16 protein-coding genes are annotated in these 18858 nt (G+C 48.1%); 6 read left to right on the top strand and 10 right to left on the bottom strand.

The genetic code is table 11. From position 1 onward, the window contains the following. Nucleotides 1–428: 428 nt before the first annotated feature. The gene (locus ACYVGO_RS27000; RefSeq protein WP_142772822.1) at nt 429–647 is read left to right on the top strand and encodes a VF530 family protein; all 219 of its coding nucleotides are present in this window, start codon (nt 429–431) and stop codon (nt 645–647) included. A gap of 94 nt (nt 648–741) precedes the next feature. Here ACYVGO_RS27000 and ACYVGO_RS26995 read toward each other — a convergent pair whose 3' ends face one another. Further along, nucleotides 742–1977: a TlpA family protein disulfide reductase gene (locus tag ACYVGO_RS26995; protein WP_460971932.1), complete on the bottom strand. Its 1236-nt coding sequence runs from the start codon at nt 1975–1977 to the stop codon at nt 742–744. A gap of 56 nt (nt 1978–2033) precedes the next feature. Then, a complete protein-coding gene (locus ACYVGO_RS26990) occupies nt 2034–3209 on the bottom strand; it encodes a serine hydrolase domain-containing protein (protein ID WP_460971931.1) in 1176 nt (391 codons plus the stop codon). Nucleotides 3210–3570: 361 nt separating this feature from the next. Between ACYVGO_RS26990 and ACYVGO_RS26985 the strand changes: the two genes are divergently transcribed. Both ACYVGO_RS26985 and ACYVGO_RS26980 read left to right on the top strand, forming a co-directional pair. Next, on the top strand, nt 3571–4941 hold the full coding sequence (locus ACYVGO_RS26985) for a hypothetical protein (protein ID WP_460971930.1): 1371 nt from the start codon (nt 3571–3573) through the stop codon (nt 4939–4941). A gap of 264 nt (nt 4942–5205) precedes the next feature. Beyond that, the gene (locus ACYVGO_RS26980) at nt 5206–5883 is read left to right on the top strand and encodes a response regulator transcription factor (protein ID WP_142772826.1); all 678 of its coding nucleotides are present in this window, start codon (nt 5206–5208) and stop codon (nt 5881–5883) included. A gap of 169 nt (nt 5884–6052) precedes the next feature. Here the strand turns inward: ACYVGO_RS26980 and ACYVGO_RS26975 are convergent, their stop codons facing one another. Further along, nucleotides 6053–7564 carry a M28 family peptidase gene (locus ACYVGO_RS26975; RefSeq protein ID WP_460971929.1) on the bottom strand — a complete coding sequence of 504 codons (1512 nt, stop codon included), beginning with the start codon at nt 7562–7564 and terminating at the stop codon, nt 6053–6055. Between the two features lie 106 nt (nt 7565–7670). Here ACYVGO_RS26975 and ACYVGO_RS26970 point away from each other — a divergent pair, with 106 nt between their 5' ends. From ACYVGO_RS26970 to ACYVGO_RS26960, 3 genes are all read left to right on the top strand, one after another. Then, the gene (locus ACYVGO_RS26970) at nt 7671–9245 is read left to right on the top strand and encodes a serine hydrolase (RefSeq protein WP_460971928.1); all 1575 of its coding nucleotides are present in this window, start codon (nt 7671–7673) and stop codon (nt 9243–9245) included. Nucleotides 9246–9369: 124 nt separating this feature from the next. Then, entirely contained in the window at nt 9370–9918 is a 549-nt protein-coding gene (locus ACYVGO_RS26965; protein ID WP_142772829.1) for a YceI family protein, read from the top strand. 146 nt (nt 9919–10064) lie between these two features. Beyond that, nucleotides 10065–11753, top strand: a complete 1689-nt coding sequence (locus ACYVGO_RS26960; RefSeq protein ID WP_460971927.1) for an N-acyl-D-amino-acid deacylase family protein — start codon at nt 10065–10067, stop codon at nt 11751–11753. 77 nt (nt 11754–11830) lie between these two features. Here the strand turns inward: ACYVGO_RS26960 and ACYVGO_RS26955 are convergent, their stop codons facing one another. The 7 genes from ACYVGO_RS26955 to ACYVGO_RS26925 all read right to left on the bottom strand — a co-directional run bounded on the left by ACYVGO_RS26955 (nt 11831) and on the right by ACYVGO_RS26925 (nt 18838). Further along, nucleotides 11831–14206 (bottom strand): gliding motility-associated C-terminal domain-containing protein, encoded by a 2376-nt coding sequence (locus ACYVGO_RS26955; protein WP_460971926.1) that lies wholly within the window; start codon nt 14204–14206, stop codon nt 11831–11833. 289 nt (nt 14207–14495) lie between these two features. Next, on the bottom strand, nt 14496–15701 hold the full coding sequence (locus ACYVGO_RS26950) for a DUF3570 domain-containing protein (protein ID WP_460971925.1): 1206 nt from the start codon (nt 15699–15701) through the stop codon (nt 14496–14498). Between the two features lie 12 nt (nt 15702–15713). Further along, the gene (locus ACYVGO_RS26945; RefSeq protein ID WP_142772833.1) at nt 15714–15944 is read right to left on the bottom strand and encodes a DUF4266 domain-containing protein; all 231 of its coding nucleotides are present in this window, start codon (nt 15942–15944) and stop codon (nt 15714–15716) included. Nucleotides 15945–15966: 22 nt separating this feature from the next. Continuing rightward, complete coding sequence (locus ACYVGO_RS26940) at nt 15967–16920, bottom strand: FAD:protein FMN transferase (RefSeq protein ID WP_460971924.1); 954 nt, start codon at nt 16918–16920, stop codon at nt 15967–15969. Next, on the bottom strand, nt 16917–17360 hold the full coding sequence (locus ACYVGO_RS26935) for a thioredoxin family protein (protein WP_460971923.1): 444 nt from the start codon (nt 17358–17360) through the stop codon (nt 16917–16919). Before ACYVGO_RS26935 ends, ACYVGO_RS26940 begins: the two co-directional genes overlap by 4 nt. Before the next feature lie 34 nt (nt 17361–17394). Next, complete coding sequence (locus ACYVGO_RS26930; protein ID WP_460971922.1) at nt 17395–17925, bottom strand: Rieske 2Fe-2S domain-containing protein; 531 nt, start codon at nt 17923–17925, stop codon at nt 17395–17397. A gap of 496 nt (nt 17926–18421) precedes the next feature. Next, on the bottom strand, nt 18422–18838 hold the full coding sequence (locus ACYVGO_RS26925) for a hypothetical protein (RefSeq protein WP_460971921.1): 417 nt from the start codon (nt 18836–18838) through the stop codon (nt 18422–18424). Between the last annotated feature and the right edge of the window lie 20 nt (nt 18839–18858).

Here is an 18858-nt window from a genome sequence, read left to right as displayed (position 1 = left end):
CTGAGTATTTTTGTAAAATTTCATTTGCACTTACCTGTATTTTGCCTGTGATTACTTTGTTAATCAACAATTATGCAGTTAAATACAGCCTCAAAAAAGGGTAGTAGAACCCCGTAAATCGATGCGTAATTTTGCTGATCAGCTTTTTTAGACGAATGCTCCTTCCAATTTGTCACAGAATTTATAAAGATATTATTTACTGAAATTGAATTGTGGTAACTATTTTCGTTTATTAACCACTCTCGGCCTTAGGCTAGTAATCCAACTCCAGGGTATTTTGCTCCAGTTGGCTACTAGTAACCGGATAGTAAAAGCATATCGAAATCTATTTGTTTTTTGTATTTATTTTTAGGCCACACCAAATCAGTTGCTTCTGCCTTTAAATCTTATGTTTGCTGACTATACCTATTTTCACCGTAGTTTGTAGTATGAATACACAGGCCAATAACCCCCTGCATGGGAAAACCCTTGAGGCTATTCTGACGGAGTTAGTAGCTCACTATGGCTGGGATCGGCTTGGTCAGAAGATTAGAATTAATTGCTTCACCAGTAATCCGAGTATTAAGTCGAGCCTGACGTTTTTGCGTAAAACGGACTGGGCGCGGAAGCAGGTCGAAGAGCTATATCTACAGCTGATAGATCACTGATAGCAAAAAGAATTAACCACAGCTTCAGAGAACCCAAAGTAAAGAAACTATAAAGGATAGTAATTCATCATTTTGTGTTCTCTATAATTCTTCTTTACTCGCCAAGAAGCTTAATAATATCCTGTAAAATGGCGTCGGTCATGCTGGGGCGTTTGGCATCGGCATCGGCTACCTGTCCATTTTTATTGATCAATATGTAGCGGGGTATACTTTGAATGCCGAAATACTTTACCGTTTTGGATTTCCAGCCGCCTTTCGATAAACCCTGTTCACCCTGCAACTGAAGTGTAGCCAGTGCTTTTTTCCAGACTTCCTCCGTGTCGTCGATGGATAGGTAAAGAAAAACCACCTGCTCTTTCTGTTTTTTACTCAGGCGTTCCTGGAGTTGTTTGGAGTAAGGAAATTCAGCCCGACAAGGCCCGCACCAACTGGCCCAGACGTCGAGGTAAACAACTTTCCCTTTGTATTCGTCAAGGGTAACCGGCTCGCCGTTTTGATTCGCAAATGAGAATGCTTTGGGGTCTATCGTTTTCTTTTGGGCATCTGCGGCCACAACAGGTTCATCCTTTTTGGCCATAACCTCCCCACACCGGGCTTTGACGACGCTAACATAACCAACTGCGTTTGGGGTTGCACTAAGAATAGCAAACACAGCCCGAACCGACGAAGGTGGGGTTTTGTCGCAGTTTTCGACTAACAGTCGCGCCAGCGTGTATTGATAAGGTTTCCCCGTTAGGTGTTGACGGGCAAAAGTAGCCTTGTCAGTTAGGCTGTTCTGGATATCGGTGGAGGTATACTTGGCAAAATTGCGGGCCTTAGAGTTAAAGTAGGTGACGTAAAAAAATAGGAAATCCTGGTAAGGCTCAGCCGAAAGAGCTGATTCGTCATTCACTTTTAGGGCTGCCAGGTCCTCAACCATAACGGTTGGAAGCGACATCAAACTAGATTGGGCCGTCTGGGCATTCCCCCGGAGAATAGGATAAGCCAGCAGCAGGTGCCAATAATTCCAGCGGATACAGGCCTCGACATACTGTTTGAACCCTTCCGACAGTTCGCTGGCTTTCGGGTATGATTTATAATAGGCCGACTGAGTTTTGCGAGCGTCAAAAAGACTCATTTCCCAGGCATCCAGGCCCGAAGTCCGAAGCTTTGCATACTGACTGGTTGTATCAAAATCAGCCTTGAACTTTGTTCTGAAGTCGGCCAGAAATGCTTTGTCAGATGCTGTTGTAAATAGCGCTTCGGGTTGTGGACCCTGATAAATGGACTGGGCGAATGTCTGCCCCAGGTTAATTAGGCAGAGTAGTAGCGTAAATTTGAACACATTCATGCGTATAGATTCAGGTTAAGTATCATAGCGTTACATTGGGGCAAACATCATTCCAATTACTCTTTAACCGCTGCCAATACGCGCTTAATCAGTTCGTTGGGGTTTCCGTTGTGCCATCGCCACACAATCACGATGTCATGCTCCGGGTCTACCCAGATCGTATTTGAACCCGCGCCGATGGCCGCGTAACTCGTAGTTGGGGCATCGGGCCAGGCTTTTTTGCCGGTTGAACTCGTACCCGTATTGAGCCACCACAAATACCCATAATCAGGACCGAACGGACTGGGTTGGGTTGCTTTTTTGACCCAGTCGGCCGAAACGATCTGCTGGTTGCCCCAGCGACCCTGCCTTAGAAACAGGTAACCAAACCGGGCTTCATCCCGGGCACTGATCCGCAGGCCACCACCCCAGCGGGTGCCGCCACTCACCGATGGCATTTGCTTCCCACCAACGTCTGCAACGGCGTTTGGGTACGGAATGTATTGCCAGGAATCCGAAGCGCCAATTGGATTCATGATTTCATCGCGGACAACCTCAGGGATAGGTTTCTTCCACAAGCGTAACAAGGAAAGCGCCATCCGATTGATTCGCACATCATTGTATTCGTAATACGTGCCGGGTTTCTGGAGCGTGCGGGGTTTACGCTCGCCTTTCCCAAACGCTTCTTTTCCAACAAAATCGCTGTTTTTTCCCCATAGGGCTCCTTCCCATTCGCTGGTTTGAGTCAGGTGATTCTCCCAGGTTATCGCTCGGTTCTGCTCCGAATCGTAGCCGCCGTCATGAATGAGTTTTGCTACTGGATCGTGAATGTCGGTAATCATACCGCGTTCGGTAGTGATGCCCACTACGGTCGATAATACACTTTTAGCTACGCTGTAGGTTGGGTCGGGACGCTGGGTATCTCCCCATTCGGCTACGATGTAGCCATGCCGTAACACAAGCCCATTTGTGGCTGCCCGGCTGGTGGGCATAGGTCCAAGAAGTTTACCGAAGATTTCCTCCTGCGTCGAAAAATTAGGAGTCATCTGAGTAGTTTCCTGTGTTTTCGCAAATGCGATGGCCTGATCGAGCAAAGCTGCGTCCATGCCCGCTTTTTCGGGGGCCAGGTGTACCCAGTTATCGCCTTTAGGTGGAAAATAGGTTGCTGGTTGGGTAGGTGGTCGATGGCAGGCGAGCAGTGTTGCCAACGCCATCGTAAACAGGGTGAATTTGCGCAGGAGAGAGGATGTCATGGGTTGTTGATGTAGTTCGTTCTGGAGGTTTTTTAATAAACAGGCGTATTCGATGTCGAAGTTAGGACATTCTATCCAGGTTTTTTTTCTGACAGGATTTACACGATGAAGAGGATGATTTTTCTCACGACAAAATCATCCTCTTCATCGTGTAAATCCTGTCAGAAAAAACATTTTTAACCGAACATTAACCCCCAGTTTAGCCTTTCTTAAGCCCCCAAAGCGTTGTTTGTATAGTCAGTGAGGCAGGTAGAAATGACTAAAGTTTGCTTCAGATTTTTGCCGAAATCAGGCCTGCCATCTGACCTTGAATTCACTAACCGTAATCGTTAATTAAGGCGTTAGTTGCCTTACCAAACCTATGAAAACGTTCATCCATTTCATCCCAACGAAAGCCCTGCTGCTAACTCTTGGGCTGTTGTCGGCAGGATGGCAATCAACCATAGCCCAAACCAGAGATCAGGACCAGCAAACGGCTCCGATCAATGACCAGACTATTGTCTCGGCCATTGCACCTTATCGCGATGATGTGCGTCGGTCGATCTTGCTGGCCAGTGTACAACCACAGGTTTTAACGGCGCTGGCACAGCAACGGGCCAACAGCGAACAGGCGTTTGCCAATCTGATTCAGTCCTATGGACAGACCAAGCAAGGCTGGTTTTATGATCTGTCCCGGTATCCCGATATTTTGCATGCGCTGGCAACCTTACCCACTGGCTCAGACGAGCAGACGGTAAATAACCTGACTAAACCAATGCCCGCTACTATACAGGTGTCGGCCTGGAAATTATACCGCCATCACAATGCTGATCTGGTTCAGGTCGATAATATCAACCAGCAGGCACAACAGGCTTTCGAGAACGTGATTAGCACCTTGGATAGCCCAACACAAAGCGCGTTTCGTCAATTGATTGAAATGCCCGATGTGATGACCCAGCTCACCGATCAGATTGATAAAACAGCGCGTTTAGGAGAAGCCTATCAGGCCAACCCCGATCAGGTTACGAAAGACTTGACCGCGCTACACGACAGCCTACAAGTTCAGAATCAGCAAGAACTGGCTGATTATCAAAATCAATTGAACAACGATCCACAGGCCAGACAGGAGTTGCAGCAGGCTGGGCAAGCGTACGCACAGGCCAATGGGTATAACACGAGTATCAATCCAAACCCTGCCTGGGTAAATACGTCCTATTATTATCAAAACCCCTATTCGTTCTGGTTTGGCTATCCATACTGGTACGCATCCCCACTATGGTATCCATCGGCCTGGTGGTTTGGAACCGGTTTCTATTATGGCATGGGTGGCAACATGGTTATGTTTGGTTTACCTTCGCTGGGTTTCTCAAACTGGTTTTTTGGATCAGGGCGGTATGTGTATCCACATTTGTATAACCGATTCAATACCTACTATACCCACAATTTGGGGCAACAACGCATCCTGACACCAGGCAATGCAGGCTTCATGTCGGCGGCCCGACGGACGTTCGGGTCAAGTGCCGGACGGGGTAACTGGCTGAACAATGCGGGTCAATATAACCGTTCCGGAGCTGTAGGTAGCGCAGGCAGTTCCGCCAGGATTGCCGCCCCTGGTCGGTATCAGGGAGTTAACCCCGGTGTAAACCGCTCGCAATCCTGGGGTGGCGGTGGTATGCGATCATTTGGAGGAGGCTTCAGTGGCGGTGGATTTCACGGTAGTGGTGGATTCCACGGTGGCGGTGGCCGTCGATAGATTAGTGGTTTGTGTTAACGTTGAGTAGTTTAGTTGTTCATGACAAAGCCTCGATTCGTCTGGATTGGGGCTTTGTTGTAGTAACATAATGAGTATGTTAACGTCTATAGCACGCTGATTTTTATGATGAGTAAGATGAGTTATGATTTTCTTTGTTTCTAACAAAATCTGTGTAAATCATACCTATCATAAAAATCAGCGTGCTATTGTAACATGATACGCGGGTGCTGAAGTTTTTCTAATTTCGCCCCAACGTTTACCACTATGCATATACTCATCGTTGAAGATGAACCCTCAATTGCCGGATTTCTCCGGAAAGGATTAGAAGCGAATGGCTTTCATGTGCAGATTGCATCGGATGGACTTATGGGGCAGAGAATGGCGCTTGATTACCCCTATGATCTGATTATTGCGGATGTTAACCTGCCGCGTCAGAATGGACAGGATATGGTAGCCGCACTCCGAAAAGAAGAAATTGAAACCCCAATTCTGATGTTGAGTGCGCTGGGGGCAACCCATGATATCGTTACGGGCCTGGATGTTGGTGCAGACGACTATTTAGTTAAACCTGTTCAGTTTGATATCCTGATGGCTCGCGTACGGGCCTTAACCCGGCGACACATTGGAAACCTGCATTCAGAATCTACGCTAACCGTAAGTGATCTGGTACTGAACCTGGACGAGCGAACCGCTAAGCGTGGAGATCGGTCAATCAATCTAACCGCCAAAGAATATCAATTGCTGGAATACCTGATGCGCAATCAGGGGCGGGTCATCTCCAGAGTCACTATTGCCGAGCAGGTCTGGGATATGCAGTATGCCATGAGCAGCAACTCGATTGAAGTCTATGTGGGCTTGCTTCGGAAGAAAATTGATCAGGGCGGAGCGCCAAAACTCATTCATACTGTGATTGGCGAGGGCTATGTTTTAAGGGCACCTTAGGAAAAATTACGATAAAATGGGGTTTTCAGTGTGAGGGTCATGATGCCAGATCTGCCCGTGGTGTCGGTTACTAATAACCGACATACCAGGTTTCTCAAAACCTATTGGTACAACTTATAGGTTTTGAGAAACCTGGTATGTCAGATGTAAGCATCTGACAGCACAAATCTTACCGTTCCAATTTGAACCCTTCGTCCACACGCACCCGGCTAGGCCGATTGGCAACATCCCAACCGGTTAGGTAAATCCATCGGGCAATCCGTGTCACTTTGGCTGTATTGATCCGGTCGGGCTCGTCTTTTGGTGTGTGGTAGTCGGGGTGGAGCAGGGTTGTGAAGGCAATGGCTGGTACACCGGCACGGGCGTAGGGCAGGTGGTCAGAACGGAAATACCAGCCTTCGGGATGTTCCGGTTTGTCCCAGAGCATATCCAGTTTAAAATGTGCTTCCGACTGGTTGACCGCTAAGGCGGCATTCACCAGATCGGTTGAGTTACGGTGGGGTGGTTGCTGGCCCAGAATGGCGGCACTATCCGGGTCGTTTCGCCCAATCATCTCGGCGTTTAAAACGGCAACAATAGATTCTTTCGGTACAGTTGGATGCTCTACGTAGTAACGGGATCCCAACAATCCACGCTCCTCGGCACCATGAAAGACAATAAGCGCAGAACGTTTCCCTGGCTTCTGTACGAAAGCTCGTCCGATAGCCATGGTAGCGACACAGCCACTGGCGTTATCATCGGCTCCGTTCCAGATTGAATCACCGGCAACAGCCTTCCGAACCCCATCGTGATCCTGGTGCGTACTGAAAAGCACATACTCATCTTTCAGCTTGGGATCAATACCGGGTACTTTGGCCACGATATTGACTGATGGATAATTGAAACTCTCAACGTTGACTACATTGGTAAACTGCTGATTTGGCTGTTTGACCCACTCCAGCGCATTCGCGGGGAGCCAGACGGTTGGTGCCTGAGAAAACACGCGCGTATTCGCTCCACCCGGTAAATCGTACCGACCCCGTTCGAGCCCTGTTGTCCATCGGTCGAAATAAAACTGAGCCTGTGCATCAGAAACCCAAATAACGGCCAGTGCTCCCGCTTTGACCAGTTCGGCCGCCCGGCGATTCATGGTTCCGAATAAATACCGACGATAGCTGAGTTCGGCAGGACCAGTTCCCGAGAACTCTAGTGCTACCGCTTTCCCTTTAATATCAACTTTCGCTAGGTCTTCGGGGGTGCCTTTGCCAATGAACACAAGTGGCGCATCGACCGACGCAATGGCGGGGGCAAGAATAAATGCATCCTGACCGTGGGTGAGCTGGTGACTGCCAATGATCAATCGGCTGGTTTCCGTAATGCGTGTGCGTTGAATATGAAAAAACTGAAAGAACGTACCATCGTCGCCAGCGGGTTGCAGGCCCATTGCCCGAAGCTGATCGGCAATCCAGACCGATGCTTTCAGTTCGTCGAGTGAACCGCCTTCGCGGCCCCGAAAATGATCGCCTGCCAGCGCAAATAGGTCGCGCTTAATGTCACTTTCTTTGATCGCCGATAGGCCATTAGCCGCTTTAGCTGCGCTTGTTTTCGACTGACCGTAGCTACTACTCGTGAAGAAAAGTAGCGGCAAGGCGAAAGCAATAAACAGCCAGGACCGGATTTTTTGTTTGTTGACGTAATTCATGGTTGTATTGGTAAGAGATGATACAAGCAAATATACGTACAGACGGGCTCGTCGGTGCGACCGCTACAACTGAAAAATGCTATCTTAGGGCATCAAACAACCTGCCATGAAACAGACTATCCTCTTTTTTACGCTGCTTGTCAGTGTCTGTATGAATCAGCCCGTATGGGCACAATCCAAAAAAAAGACGGTTGATCCCGTTGCCCGCTACGATGCCTATGTGCAGCAGGCTGTCCGCGACTGGCAGGTGCCTGGCCTGACGGTTACGGTCGTGAAGGATGGCAAAGTGCTGCTGAAAAAGGGCTACGGGGTCCGGGAAATGGGAGTCACGGGCTCTGTTGATACACAAACCCTTTTTGCCATGGCTTCTACAACCAAAGCCATGACCGCTGCCTGTATTGGTATGCTGGTCGATGAGGGTAAACTTCAATGGGATGACCCCGTTGTCAATTACCTGCCCGATTTTCTTTTTTATGATCCGGCTGTTACGAGGGAGGTACGGGTGCGGGATTTACTGATTCACAACACAGGCGTAGGTAATGCAGATGTGCTTTGGGCAAGCATACAGATATCCTCCGACGAAATTCTGCATCGGATGCGGCTCATTAAACCGTCGTATTCGCTACGGTCGAGCTTTATTTATCAGAATATTATGTATTTGGCCGCGGGTAAGGTCATCGAAAAAGTAAGCGGGATTCCCTGGGATGTCTTCGTTCGAACCCGAATTTTTGAGCCACTGGGCATGCGCAGAACAAAGGCTCTCTTTAAGGAAGTAGCGGACGAAGTAAATCGGGCAAAACCCCATATTGAGATAAACGATACGATTCGTGCTGTAAACAGTCGGATTGAGGAGGGATTAGTCGATGCGGTTGGACCGGCGGGCTCGATCTGGACTTGCCCGGATGATGTTGCTTCTTGGATGATCTGTATGCTCGATAGTAGCCGATACACAATTGGTGGAACGAGTAAAATTTTATTAAAACCGGCTACCTGGGCTGAGTTGTTCAAACCGCAGACACTGGTGACTGACAGTCAGTTTTACCCGACCCAATACCTGACAAAACCCGTCTGGAAAACCTATGGCCTGGGTTGGTTTCAGCAGGACTACCGCGGGCAACGGGTGAATTTCCATACCGGAAGCCTGACGGGTATGGTTGCCATTCACGGACAATTGCCGGATCAGAAAGTAGCTGTGTATGTGCAGGGAAATCTCGACCATGCCGAACTTCGCCATGCACTCATGTATCGTGCCTTCGATGAGTTTGGACGGCCCGACGCCCGGCTTGGCGTTGACCGCGACTGGAGCAAAGAGTTTCGGCAATTGTATGGCGCATTAAAACAACGGGCCAAACAGGCGGAGCGAAAAGTAGATAGCACCCGTGTACTGAATACAAAACCCTCTCTGCCCTTAACGGCGTACGTAGGTTCGTATGCCGACCCACTGTATGGAAAAGTAGTGGTGACGCAGAAAGACGGGAAACTCTATGCATCCATCAATAACCTGTTGACTGGCTATCTCGAGCACTGGCATTTCGATACCTTCCGAATGGTATTCGATCAGTTCTGGAATGGTAAAGAGCCCCTAAGCTTTATACTTGACACAAAAGGGAAGGTAGCACTAGTAAAGGGCGCTGGAATGGAACTGACTAAAGTTCCGGAAGACGCTCAGAAAGGCAGGTAGGCCTGTCGGGCGAGAGTATCAGTAGGGCTTGAAAAAAATAATTCAAAAATTTGAAACATTTCAGTCAAATTAAATGTATATACATCAAATACGTCAACACGAAATTTTATAAACGACTATAACTATGGCAACTGAAACCGCCACCGCTACTACCTGGGCCATTGACCCTACGCACTCTGAAGTGCAGTTTAAAGTAAAACACCTTGTAATCTCGACCGTAACGGGATCATTTGGGGTCTATGAAGGTCAGGTTGAAACATTCGGTGATGATTTTACCAATGCTAAAATCGCCTTCTCTGCAGACATAAGCAGCATCAGTACGGGCCAGGAACAACGGGATGGTCACCTGAAATCAGCTGATTTCTTTGATGCCGAGAACTTCCCTAAACTGACCTTTGTATCAAACTCGATGACCAAAACCGGTGATGATACCTATACCCTTACCGGCGACCTGACCATTCGTGGTACAACGAAGCCTGTAACCCTAAAGGTTGAACACGGTGGACAGATGCAGGATTTTTATGGTCAGACTAAAGCTGGTTTCGAGCTGGTAGGCACGATCAAGCGTAAAGAGTTTGGTCTGACCTGGGATGGTGTTACCGAAGCGGGTGGCGTTGTTGTAAGTGACGATGTTAAACTGGTCATGAATATTCAATTAACGAAGCAGGCTTAATAGGCTTCTGAGTATATAAGAGAATAAGTAGGTTCCGGTACAAGCTATATCCTTTAGCTTGTACCGGAACTTATTTTTTGAAGATAACCGATGATCAATCAGTTGTTTTCTGTCAATCGCTATATTGGATTGATAAACAACCTGCTATGCGATTTACACATCTTCTTATCTTATTCATGGCCTATACGGGCCAGGTGTTCGCTCAATCGGCCAAACCTACTAACAATAGATTCGATATTCTCATCCGCAATGGACTTATCTACGATGGATCGGGACAACCCCCTAAGCCCGGTGATGTAGGCATTCGTGGAGACCGGGTAGTTGCGATTGGTAATCTCGCTACGGCAAAAGCTAGTTCAGTAATTGATGCGCAGGGTAAAGCAGTAGCTCCGGGTTTCATAAATGTATTGTCGCACACAGGGCTTGAGTTTCTGCGGGATGGCCATTCCATGAGCGATACCAAACAGGGAATTACAACCGAGGTTTTTGGCGAAGACTCCTGGGGACCCCTTAGTACGGAAGCGCAACGGGAGCAGGTTAACCTGTATTTAAAACCATACAACCTGACCTGCGATTGGAAAACGCTGGCCGAGTTTTTAACTAAGCTTCAAAAGAAAGGCATTACACCCAACATTGCATCCTACCTCGGGGCTGCCCAGGTTCGTCAGGTTGTATTGGGTGAAGCCGATGTAAAGCCGACTCCTTCCCAGTTAAATCAGATGCGGGCCATTGTTCGCAAGGCAATGGAAGAGGGGGCTTTAGGGATCACAACCGCCCTCATTTATCCGCCTAACTCCTTTGCGGATACGGACGAACTCATTGCGCTTTGCAAAGAAGCGAGTCGCTACGGCGGGCGTTATATTGCCCACATTCGAAGTGAAGGGGATCGGCTCGAAGAAGGCGTCAATGAACTCATTAAGATTGGACGGGAAGCGAACGTGCCGGTTGAATTGTATCATTTCAAAGCGTCTGGACAGCGGAACTGGCCTCGTATGGAGTCGACCATTACGCTGATCAACAAGGCTCGTGAGCAAGGACAGGATATAACCGCCAATATGTACACCTACACGGCGGGTGCCACCGGCCTGACCTCCTGCCTGCCACCTTATTTGTTCAATGGTGGGTTTATGGCTGGCTGGAAACGGCTACAAGATCCGGCTACTCGCCAAAAGTTAGCCGCCGAAGTGCGCCAAAGCGGGAACGATTGGGAAAATATGTTTCAGTTGGCGGGTTCGACCGATAATATTCTGCTGACCGCTTTTGAGGTGGATTCACTGAAAAAGTACAATGGGAAAACACTGGGCCAGCTAGCCGCGATCTGGCGTAAGGACCCCATCGAAACCGTCATGGATCTGATCGTTGCCGACAAAAGCCGGGTTGAGACAACCTACTTCCTGATGTCGGAAGAAAATGTGAAGAAGGGTATTCGTCAGCCATGGGTGTCGTTTGGTTCCGATGCCGCATCTATATCCGAAGATCGGAAAGACAACGGTATTGTTCATCCCCGGACGTTTGGGAATTTTGCCCGTTTACTGGGGAAATACGTTCGGGAAGAGCAGGTTATGTCGTTACAAGAGGCCATTCGCCGATTGACGAGTTTACCAGCCGCAAATCACAAATTACCCAGTAGAGGGTTTCTTCGTCCAGGCTACTTCGCTGATGTGGTTATCTTCGATCCGGCTACTATTGCAGACAAAGCTACATTTGCCGCCCCGTTCCAGTACGCGGTAGGGGTTCAGCATGTACTGGTTAATGGCAAACAGGTGTTGAAAGATGGCGAACACACAAACGTTTTTCCTGGCAAGGCCATCTGGGGGCCGGGCCGCAAGAAGTAGCCATGTAGTAAACTCTGAACGGTGTGCCATACGCCCTATCTGGGAGATAGGGCGTATGGCACACCGTTCAGAGTTTACTAACGTACCAACATCAAACTTCCCCGAATGATCGGCTTCTGGGGTACCGTTCGTAACGTAAAGGCGTACAAACCCGCGGGTAAAGAAGTGCCGTTAAGTGTACCATCGAAGGGATGAGTATACCCCCTGCCGGATGAATAAATTACTTCGCCCCATCGGTTAAAGATGGTCACGATAGCATCCGGGAATGCTTCTATTCCGAAAAGCTCCCAGGTGTCATTCAGGCCATCGCCATTGGGGCTGAACGCATCCGGTACAAAAACTCGGGCGTAAACGGTAACGTGAATGGTGTCTTTGGCTTCGCAGCCCGTACTATTTTTTACATCGATGATGTAGGTGATATCGTTCTGAATATCCATCACTGTCGGGTTGGCGGCATTGGCGCTATCCAGGAACGTAGCCGATGCCCATTGGAACTGATTCGGATTTCCGGTATAGATTGGATCCATCCTAAACGTATTGCCTGTGTACGTCGTCATGGAATCGGTTAGTTGAATCGTTGGAATAGGCGCAACGATGGCAATTCGAGTAGCCACTGTGCCAGCACATTCGGGCGCTGCCTTTACGGTATAGGTCAACGGATGATTGCCAATGCCAGCCTGTTTGGGACTAAATTCACTCCCCGTTACACCTGCACCAGCAAACTCGCCACCGGGCGGGCTACCAATAAGTGTATGGACGGGAACATCGGGCCCGCAAACACCCGGAATAGAATCCAGGGTGACCGTTGGTGCAATCAACTGGGTTAACGTCATGGGAGCCGAGGTGCCTTCACACCCAAAAATGTCAGTCGCAATAACCACATACGTTGCCGCCTGGCTGGCCGTGTATTGCGAACTGCTGGTGCCCACCTTTATGTCGTCTTTTTGCCAGTTGTAGCTAATACCACCACTGGCATCAAGGCGTAATGAATCCTGCGGACAAATGCGATTGAATCCCGTTGACGACTTGATAACCGCTGTCACGGCAGCTGAACGCGTTATGGTAGCGGTATCTGTATTGGCCTTGCAACCGAGCGTTTTGTGGGTTAAAACCGCCCAATAGTTGCCAGGTTGACTAGTTTGAAGCGAGTCGACAGAAAGGTTTCCCGAAAGCAACTGTTTATCGCGATACCACTGATAAACCACATTCGAGTCGCTGGTTGCGTGGAGGGTGACGGTTCCTGTTGTAGCGCACAAATGACCCGTTGACGTTACTTTCGCTTCGTTTCCGATAACCGTAATCGTCAGAATCCCTGAATTACCGACTTTACTACAAACCTGCTTGGGTGAAACGACCAATGTATACTCGCCAGATTGCCGCACGGTGAGGGTTGGGTTTGTTGCGCCAGACAGATTGATACCATCGCGACGCCACTGGTAGTTCCAACTGGTATCTACCGTAGCTTGTAGAATAGTTGAATCGCCCTGACAAATGGTTGTTTTAGTTGCTTTGGGCAGGTTCATGATCTGAACGGCCGGATTGGGAGTGGTTTGGGGGGGACAGTCAATAACCAGCAACTGAAAATCACGCCTTACCTCACCAATTTTTATGCCGTTTCGATATTCTTCTACCCGAACCGCAAAGACAAATAAGCCCAATTGATTGGCAGTGACTGATAATTGGCCGGTTTGCGCATCGATACCCAACGAAGGACTACCTGGTATGGCATTGGTTGGTCCAAAGCCAGACAACCAGCTTACATCGGGGTAGGGTCCCGCCGAGACCGCATTCTGTGTATTACCCGTGCCTTTCTGGTTCAGTGGGGTAATCATGGAGTACCTCAGCTCATCACCATCCGGGTCGGTACCACCAAATGGGAATGTGAAAGAGTCTCCTATACAGACATACTCCCCGTTGATCGGCCCGAAGTGAGGGGAGGAGTTCGTGAAAAGTTGCCCGTTCTGCAGAATGGCTGGAAATTCAAGGTAAAATGTAAAACCCGTTTGATCGGGGCTGCTAATGTTATTGATGCCCGCGTTCCGGTTCCGTGTCTGATACGACATGTAGTAGCCTTGCGTATCGTTATAAAGAGTTGGACTGAGTTGAATGTCTGCCTCGTAGGTAAGAACAATGAATTTCAGATTGCGCTGGGCTGCACAGAACTCGTTGGCGTAAATTACCGGCACTCGGGTTCCCGTTTGCCGGACCGTGAAACTCATCATTTGCGTATTATCACGGGTACGAAAGATGCCTAAAACACCGGTAGTAGCCTGATTGGCAGCCCCGCGGGTTCCATCTTCCAGATAATTAGTAACCGTGATGTGGAAATGGCCGGGAACATCGCCGATTGCACGCATTTCTATCTGCCCCCCAACCTGGTGGGTTGCCAACGAAACCAGGGGTGAACCCAGTGCAAACAGCAAGACTAAAAATCGAAATGTAAATAGCCTCATAGACAATCGTTCTAAATCTTCAGATCATACGCTCATTACGACTGTGATGGGGATACATTTACTCATTAAGACTTGGTAAATGCCAGAAGGCTTACAAGTTACTAATTACAAAGGGAGTCTGGCAACATTGGTTTTGTGCTGTTCCAGATAAAGTAAAATTCAACTTAAATATACGCACACCTTGCCTAGGAACTTCACGGAATGCTCACTAACAAGTGATTCACTTTGTATCATGAAAAGTAAGCACTCCGTGAAGTAAGCGTCATCTACGCGCTTCGCTCGCTCATGTTTATTTTAGCTTTGCCAGTAGGGTTACGCTGTTAGCTACCATACCGGTACTTCGAATATAATGCCCATACCGAAGCTCGACACTCTGCCAGTGACCAATGCCAAATAACCCACCAGGAGGAGCCATACGAATACCCGTTCCAATGAATTGGCTGGTAAACCCTGAAATATCGTAATCACTGGTATAGTATTTATCCGTTGTTTTGTGCTGCCCATATGGCGCAAAATATCGAACGGCCGTTTGGTGGCTAAACCGGTAAAACGGACTTACGGAAACAAACGATGTCAGCTTAATGGGCGTCTCAAGGTTAACCGTATGCGCCTGCATACCCCAATCGTCGATGTAATAGCGGTAAAACGTACGGATAACAACCCGGTCTCCCATAAAGTAGTGTAACCGCAGTCCAATAGGCAGTTTCATACGGCTACCGGGTAGCTTTTCAACGGTTTCGGCACCATCCTGAAAATAAATCCGGTGAAAAGGCGTGCTGAGTAATCCCTGTTGATAAGCGGGTTCTACGGTCAGTAAGACTTGTAGCCGTTTGTTAATTACCTGCGACAGGGACAGGCTAATATTGTACGAGTTTCGGGGTTTATAGTCAACTGGATCGGTATCGCCATGAGCACCCGAGCCATACCCTTCGGGCCGAAGTTCGGGTGGTAAAATGGCTTTCCAGGTATCGAAGAAAGCACCCCCTTTCAGGCTGACTTCCCGATTGTTGTCGGCCGATGCTTTCGCAAAATTGACATTAATCCCGTAGGATTTATAATCGTACTCCGTCGAGTAAGACAAGGCGATACCCCGTGTGGTACGAGTGGCGTCGTTGTGTACATTCCAGGCAATTGACGGGTAAATGTGCGTATCACTGCGCGAAGCGGAGGAAACGGTCAAGGGATCAATCTGGTCCGATGACGCCGAAGTATAATGGTCAATGTTAAAGTCGAACGCGATTGTATGCTGCCGATTCCGACTGTCGGTGGTTTTGAGCACCAGATCGAGTGATTGGGCAAAATCGGTCAGGTGTTCGGTGCCAATACCTCCCGTTACGGCAGAATTGTTGCCATCCTGTTGGTAGTAACTCGATACTAAATTAATCTCTTCAACTTTGAGTTTCCGTTTTTCGTAGGCAGGTTCAGTTGTCGTCTGGCCATAGCCCGCTCGCCATAAACTTAGCAGTACGCCAACAGATATACAGATTCTTTTCATGGTTCGCGTTTGTTAGTTACAGCCGCAGCCTCCTCCACTTTTTCCACCATTCGCCCCGGCAGCTCCTTCGCGATAGAGATAAAAATTCTGCTCGAATTTTTCTGATTTACGAGCCGATAATTCCATTTCAGCATCGTTGATCCGGCTCTTCTGATACTCTTTTACCGTGGTACAACCTGCCAGACTAAGCAAGACAAGGCCAGCTAACAGAGTTGTTTTGGGAATTGATAGGGTTAAGTTCATCGCTCGGTTTTGTACAAGTTAGTCAGGCTACAACTGGTGTTGTAAGCCGGATATTGGTTGACGTATGAAGCACATCGTTATCATCAATTACGATACAGGCAATGTGCTTCATCTGATTAATGAGGTCAAGCCCTACACGAACTCCCATAATCAGCACGGGCGTTGCTAAGGCATCGGCCAGTTCTGCATTGGGGGCAATGATGGTTACACTTTTTATACCTGATACCGGGTATCCCGTTTTTGGGTCAATTGTATGGGCATATCGCTTGCCGTTAATCAGGGCGTATTTCTCATAGCTGCCCGAGGTAGCCACGGCCATATTGCTGATGGCCAGGTAAGAGAATGCCTGCCGGGTGGCCAGGTTCGGATCGGCAATACCGATGGTCCAGGGCTGGCCGTTGGGCTGTATTCCCCAGGTTGTCAGGTCGCCGGAGGCATTCACTATACCACTTTCTACCCCCCGCTCGCGCAGAACACGTTTCGCTTGTTCGGCAGCATATCCCTTTCCAATGCCCCCAAATCCGATTCTCATCCCTTTTTCCTTCAGGAATACCGTATGCTTATCAGCATCGAGTATCACGTTTCGGTAATTGATCAGCCGAATCATACGTTTGGCTGTTTTGGGATCTGGCAATGCGGTCATTGTCGTATCGAAATTCCAGAATCGTTTGTCGATTGAGCCATAGGTGATATCGAAGGCCCCCTGTGTCAGTGCCGATAATCGCAACGAACGTTCAATCAAGGCAAACACCTCCAGGTCAACCTGAACTGGCTGGATGCCCGCATTGGCATTGATCTGATTCGTTTGGCTATCGTCGCTAAAGGTTGTCAAGCTTCGTTCAATGCGTCTGATTTCTTCAATGGCTGCATCGAGACAGGTGCTCGCCCAATCAGCATCCGAACTGACAACACTGAGCTCAAAACGGTTGCCCATGAGCCGTTGTACCCGTTGGTGGATACGGAGGGGAGCGGTCATTTTATGGTCGACGTGACGGAGTCAATTGTTTCCAAAAAGGAAGATACGGTTAACGATTGTGGGTATCCATCCCATTCTTTCAGCACCTTGCCGTTCGCATCGAGTAAAACCGTGAGCGGAAACTTGCCTTGCTTATTGTATTTCTCCGCCAGTGTTTCATTATGCGCAATTTGACGGGCGTCTAACTGGTTTTTTGACAACCGGGGAAAATCGGCCCGAACGAGCACCAGATGATCTGCTGCATACTGGTTAAATTCTGCCGATTCGAAAATAGTTTTTTTGAGTTTGATGCAGGGCCCGCACCAATCTGAGCCCGAAAAATTCAGGAGAATGAACTTGTGTGATTGGGCTGCTTCTGTTTTCGCCTGATCAAAATTGAGTTCCCAGTTGAGCGGATTGGTCAACAGGCCAATCAGGAGAGCTGTGAGTACTAGTTTCATATTCGTTTAGATTAATTTCTCGTAAAGCTGATTTCTAGCTATAAACAACAAGTGTTTTGCCATCGGTAGCCGTCTTATAAACGGTAAGGCCTTTGCTGCCAAAGCTATTTTTACCCTTACCCGTCAAATCAAAGCGGGCGCCGTGTTGCGTACAATAAAATTCAGTTTTGTTGAAAATAATGGCCTTCTTCGGTTCATGACTGCAGGTTTGTGTTACGGCGATATAGGTACCAGAACTGGATTGGGCAACCACAATACCACTCTGGGCTATATAGCCACCTACTGTTTTGAGAGCCGCAACTGCTGAAGCGGTGAGGTCGATTGTTAGAAGCCGATTGGTGATTTTACTTAAGTCTGTGCCGTTCGTCGTTGCGGATGTAGGTGTTGTTGTTGTACTTGACGTTGTTGTGGTCGATGTAGGTGTTGTTGTTGAGGTAGGTGTAGTTGTGCCAGCCAGTGTCAGGGCATCAACTACGGTATCTTCTTCCCGGATGCAGGACGTCATGGCCGCAACCAATGCGGCACCGGTAAAGCCCATCGATTTCAGAAATTCGAAGCGAGTCATAAAACTTTAGTTGGATGGTAAGCAACTGGGTATTTTTAAGCTATACGCTGAGCAATTCGGGAACGTGGCAATAGGTAATTTTTTAACTGCCTTATTAATGACTTTTAATCTGAAAAGACGCTAGTATTGGCCATAACGCCAAATAATTAGTTAACAGTATCGAAAAATTAAGAATTAATTTAAAAAGAAGCGTACAAATTTTTGAAAATTGTTGATACTATGACTTTTGCAATTAGTGCATTTGTACGATCTGAAAAGAGCAGAATTACTTAACGATAAGATGGCTTGAAGTACTTTCAGGAATGCATAGACTACCTATTTCTTTGCCATACGTAAGAATAGCCTCTTCTGTTGCAGATGACAGGTAAAAATGTTCATGTATAAATAAGGCCGGGCTCTGGTTTAATCAAAAACCAGAGCCCGGGAAATACGATGAGGAGTATGGAAATGAACGATTGTTTGTAATCCAGGTTGTTAGGCAGATTATAAAATTGCTTCAGGATTTTATCAATAGCCATTCTCGGGCATCCTCGTTCCCGACAAAATAGCGGCTGGCCATTGATCCGTTCTGGTTGCCTGAGGCTCTTAACAACAGGTCGGAGCCCAATTTCCCGAATTGATTAACGGCGTTCAGGATAACCGCTACCCTGGCGTGCTGAGGCATCGTATGTTCAGCGGTAGCCTGGGGTAACCAATGCTGAATGAACCAGTGTAAATCGACTGGATTGAATAAACGCAACTGTCTTAAATCAACCAGCCACCGATTAACTTGATGTCGTTTGGCTAATGCCATAATCGCCAGTGACCCGTCCCGAAAATTTTCGCTGGATGGTAAACCTGACCATGTTTGCTGCAACAGGTGTATACTACAATCAACTTCCACCCTAACATGCTCATTCTGGTAGGTTTTCATAACGATTGTATAAATGGGAG

Source organism: Spirosoma migulaei (genome assembly GCF_054776855.1).
This window is presented reverse-complemented; position numbering and strand designations above follow the sequence as displayed.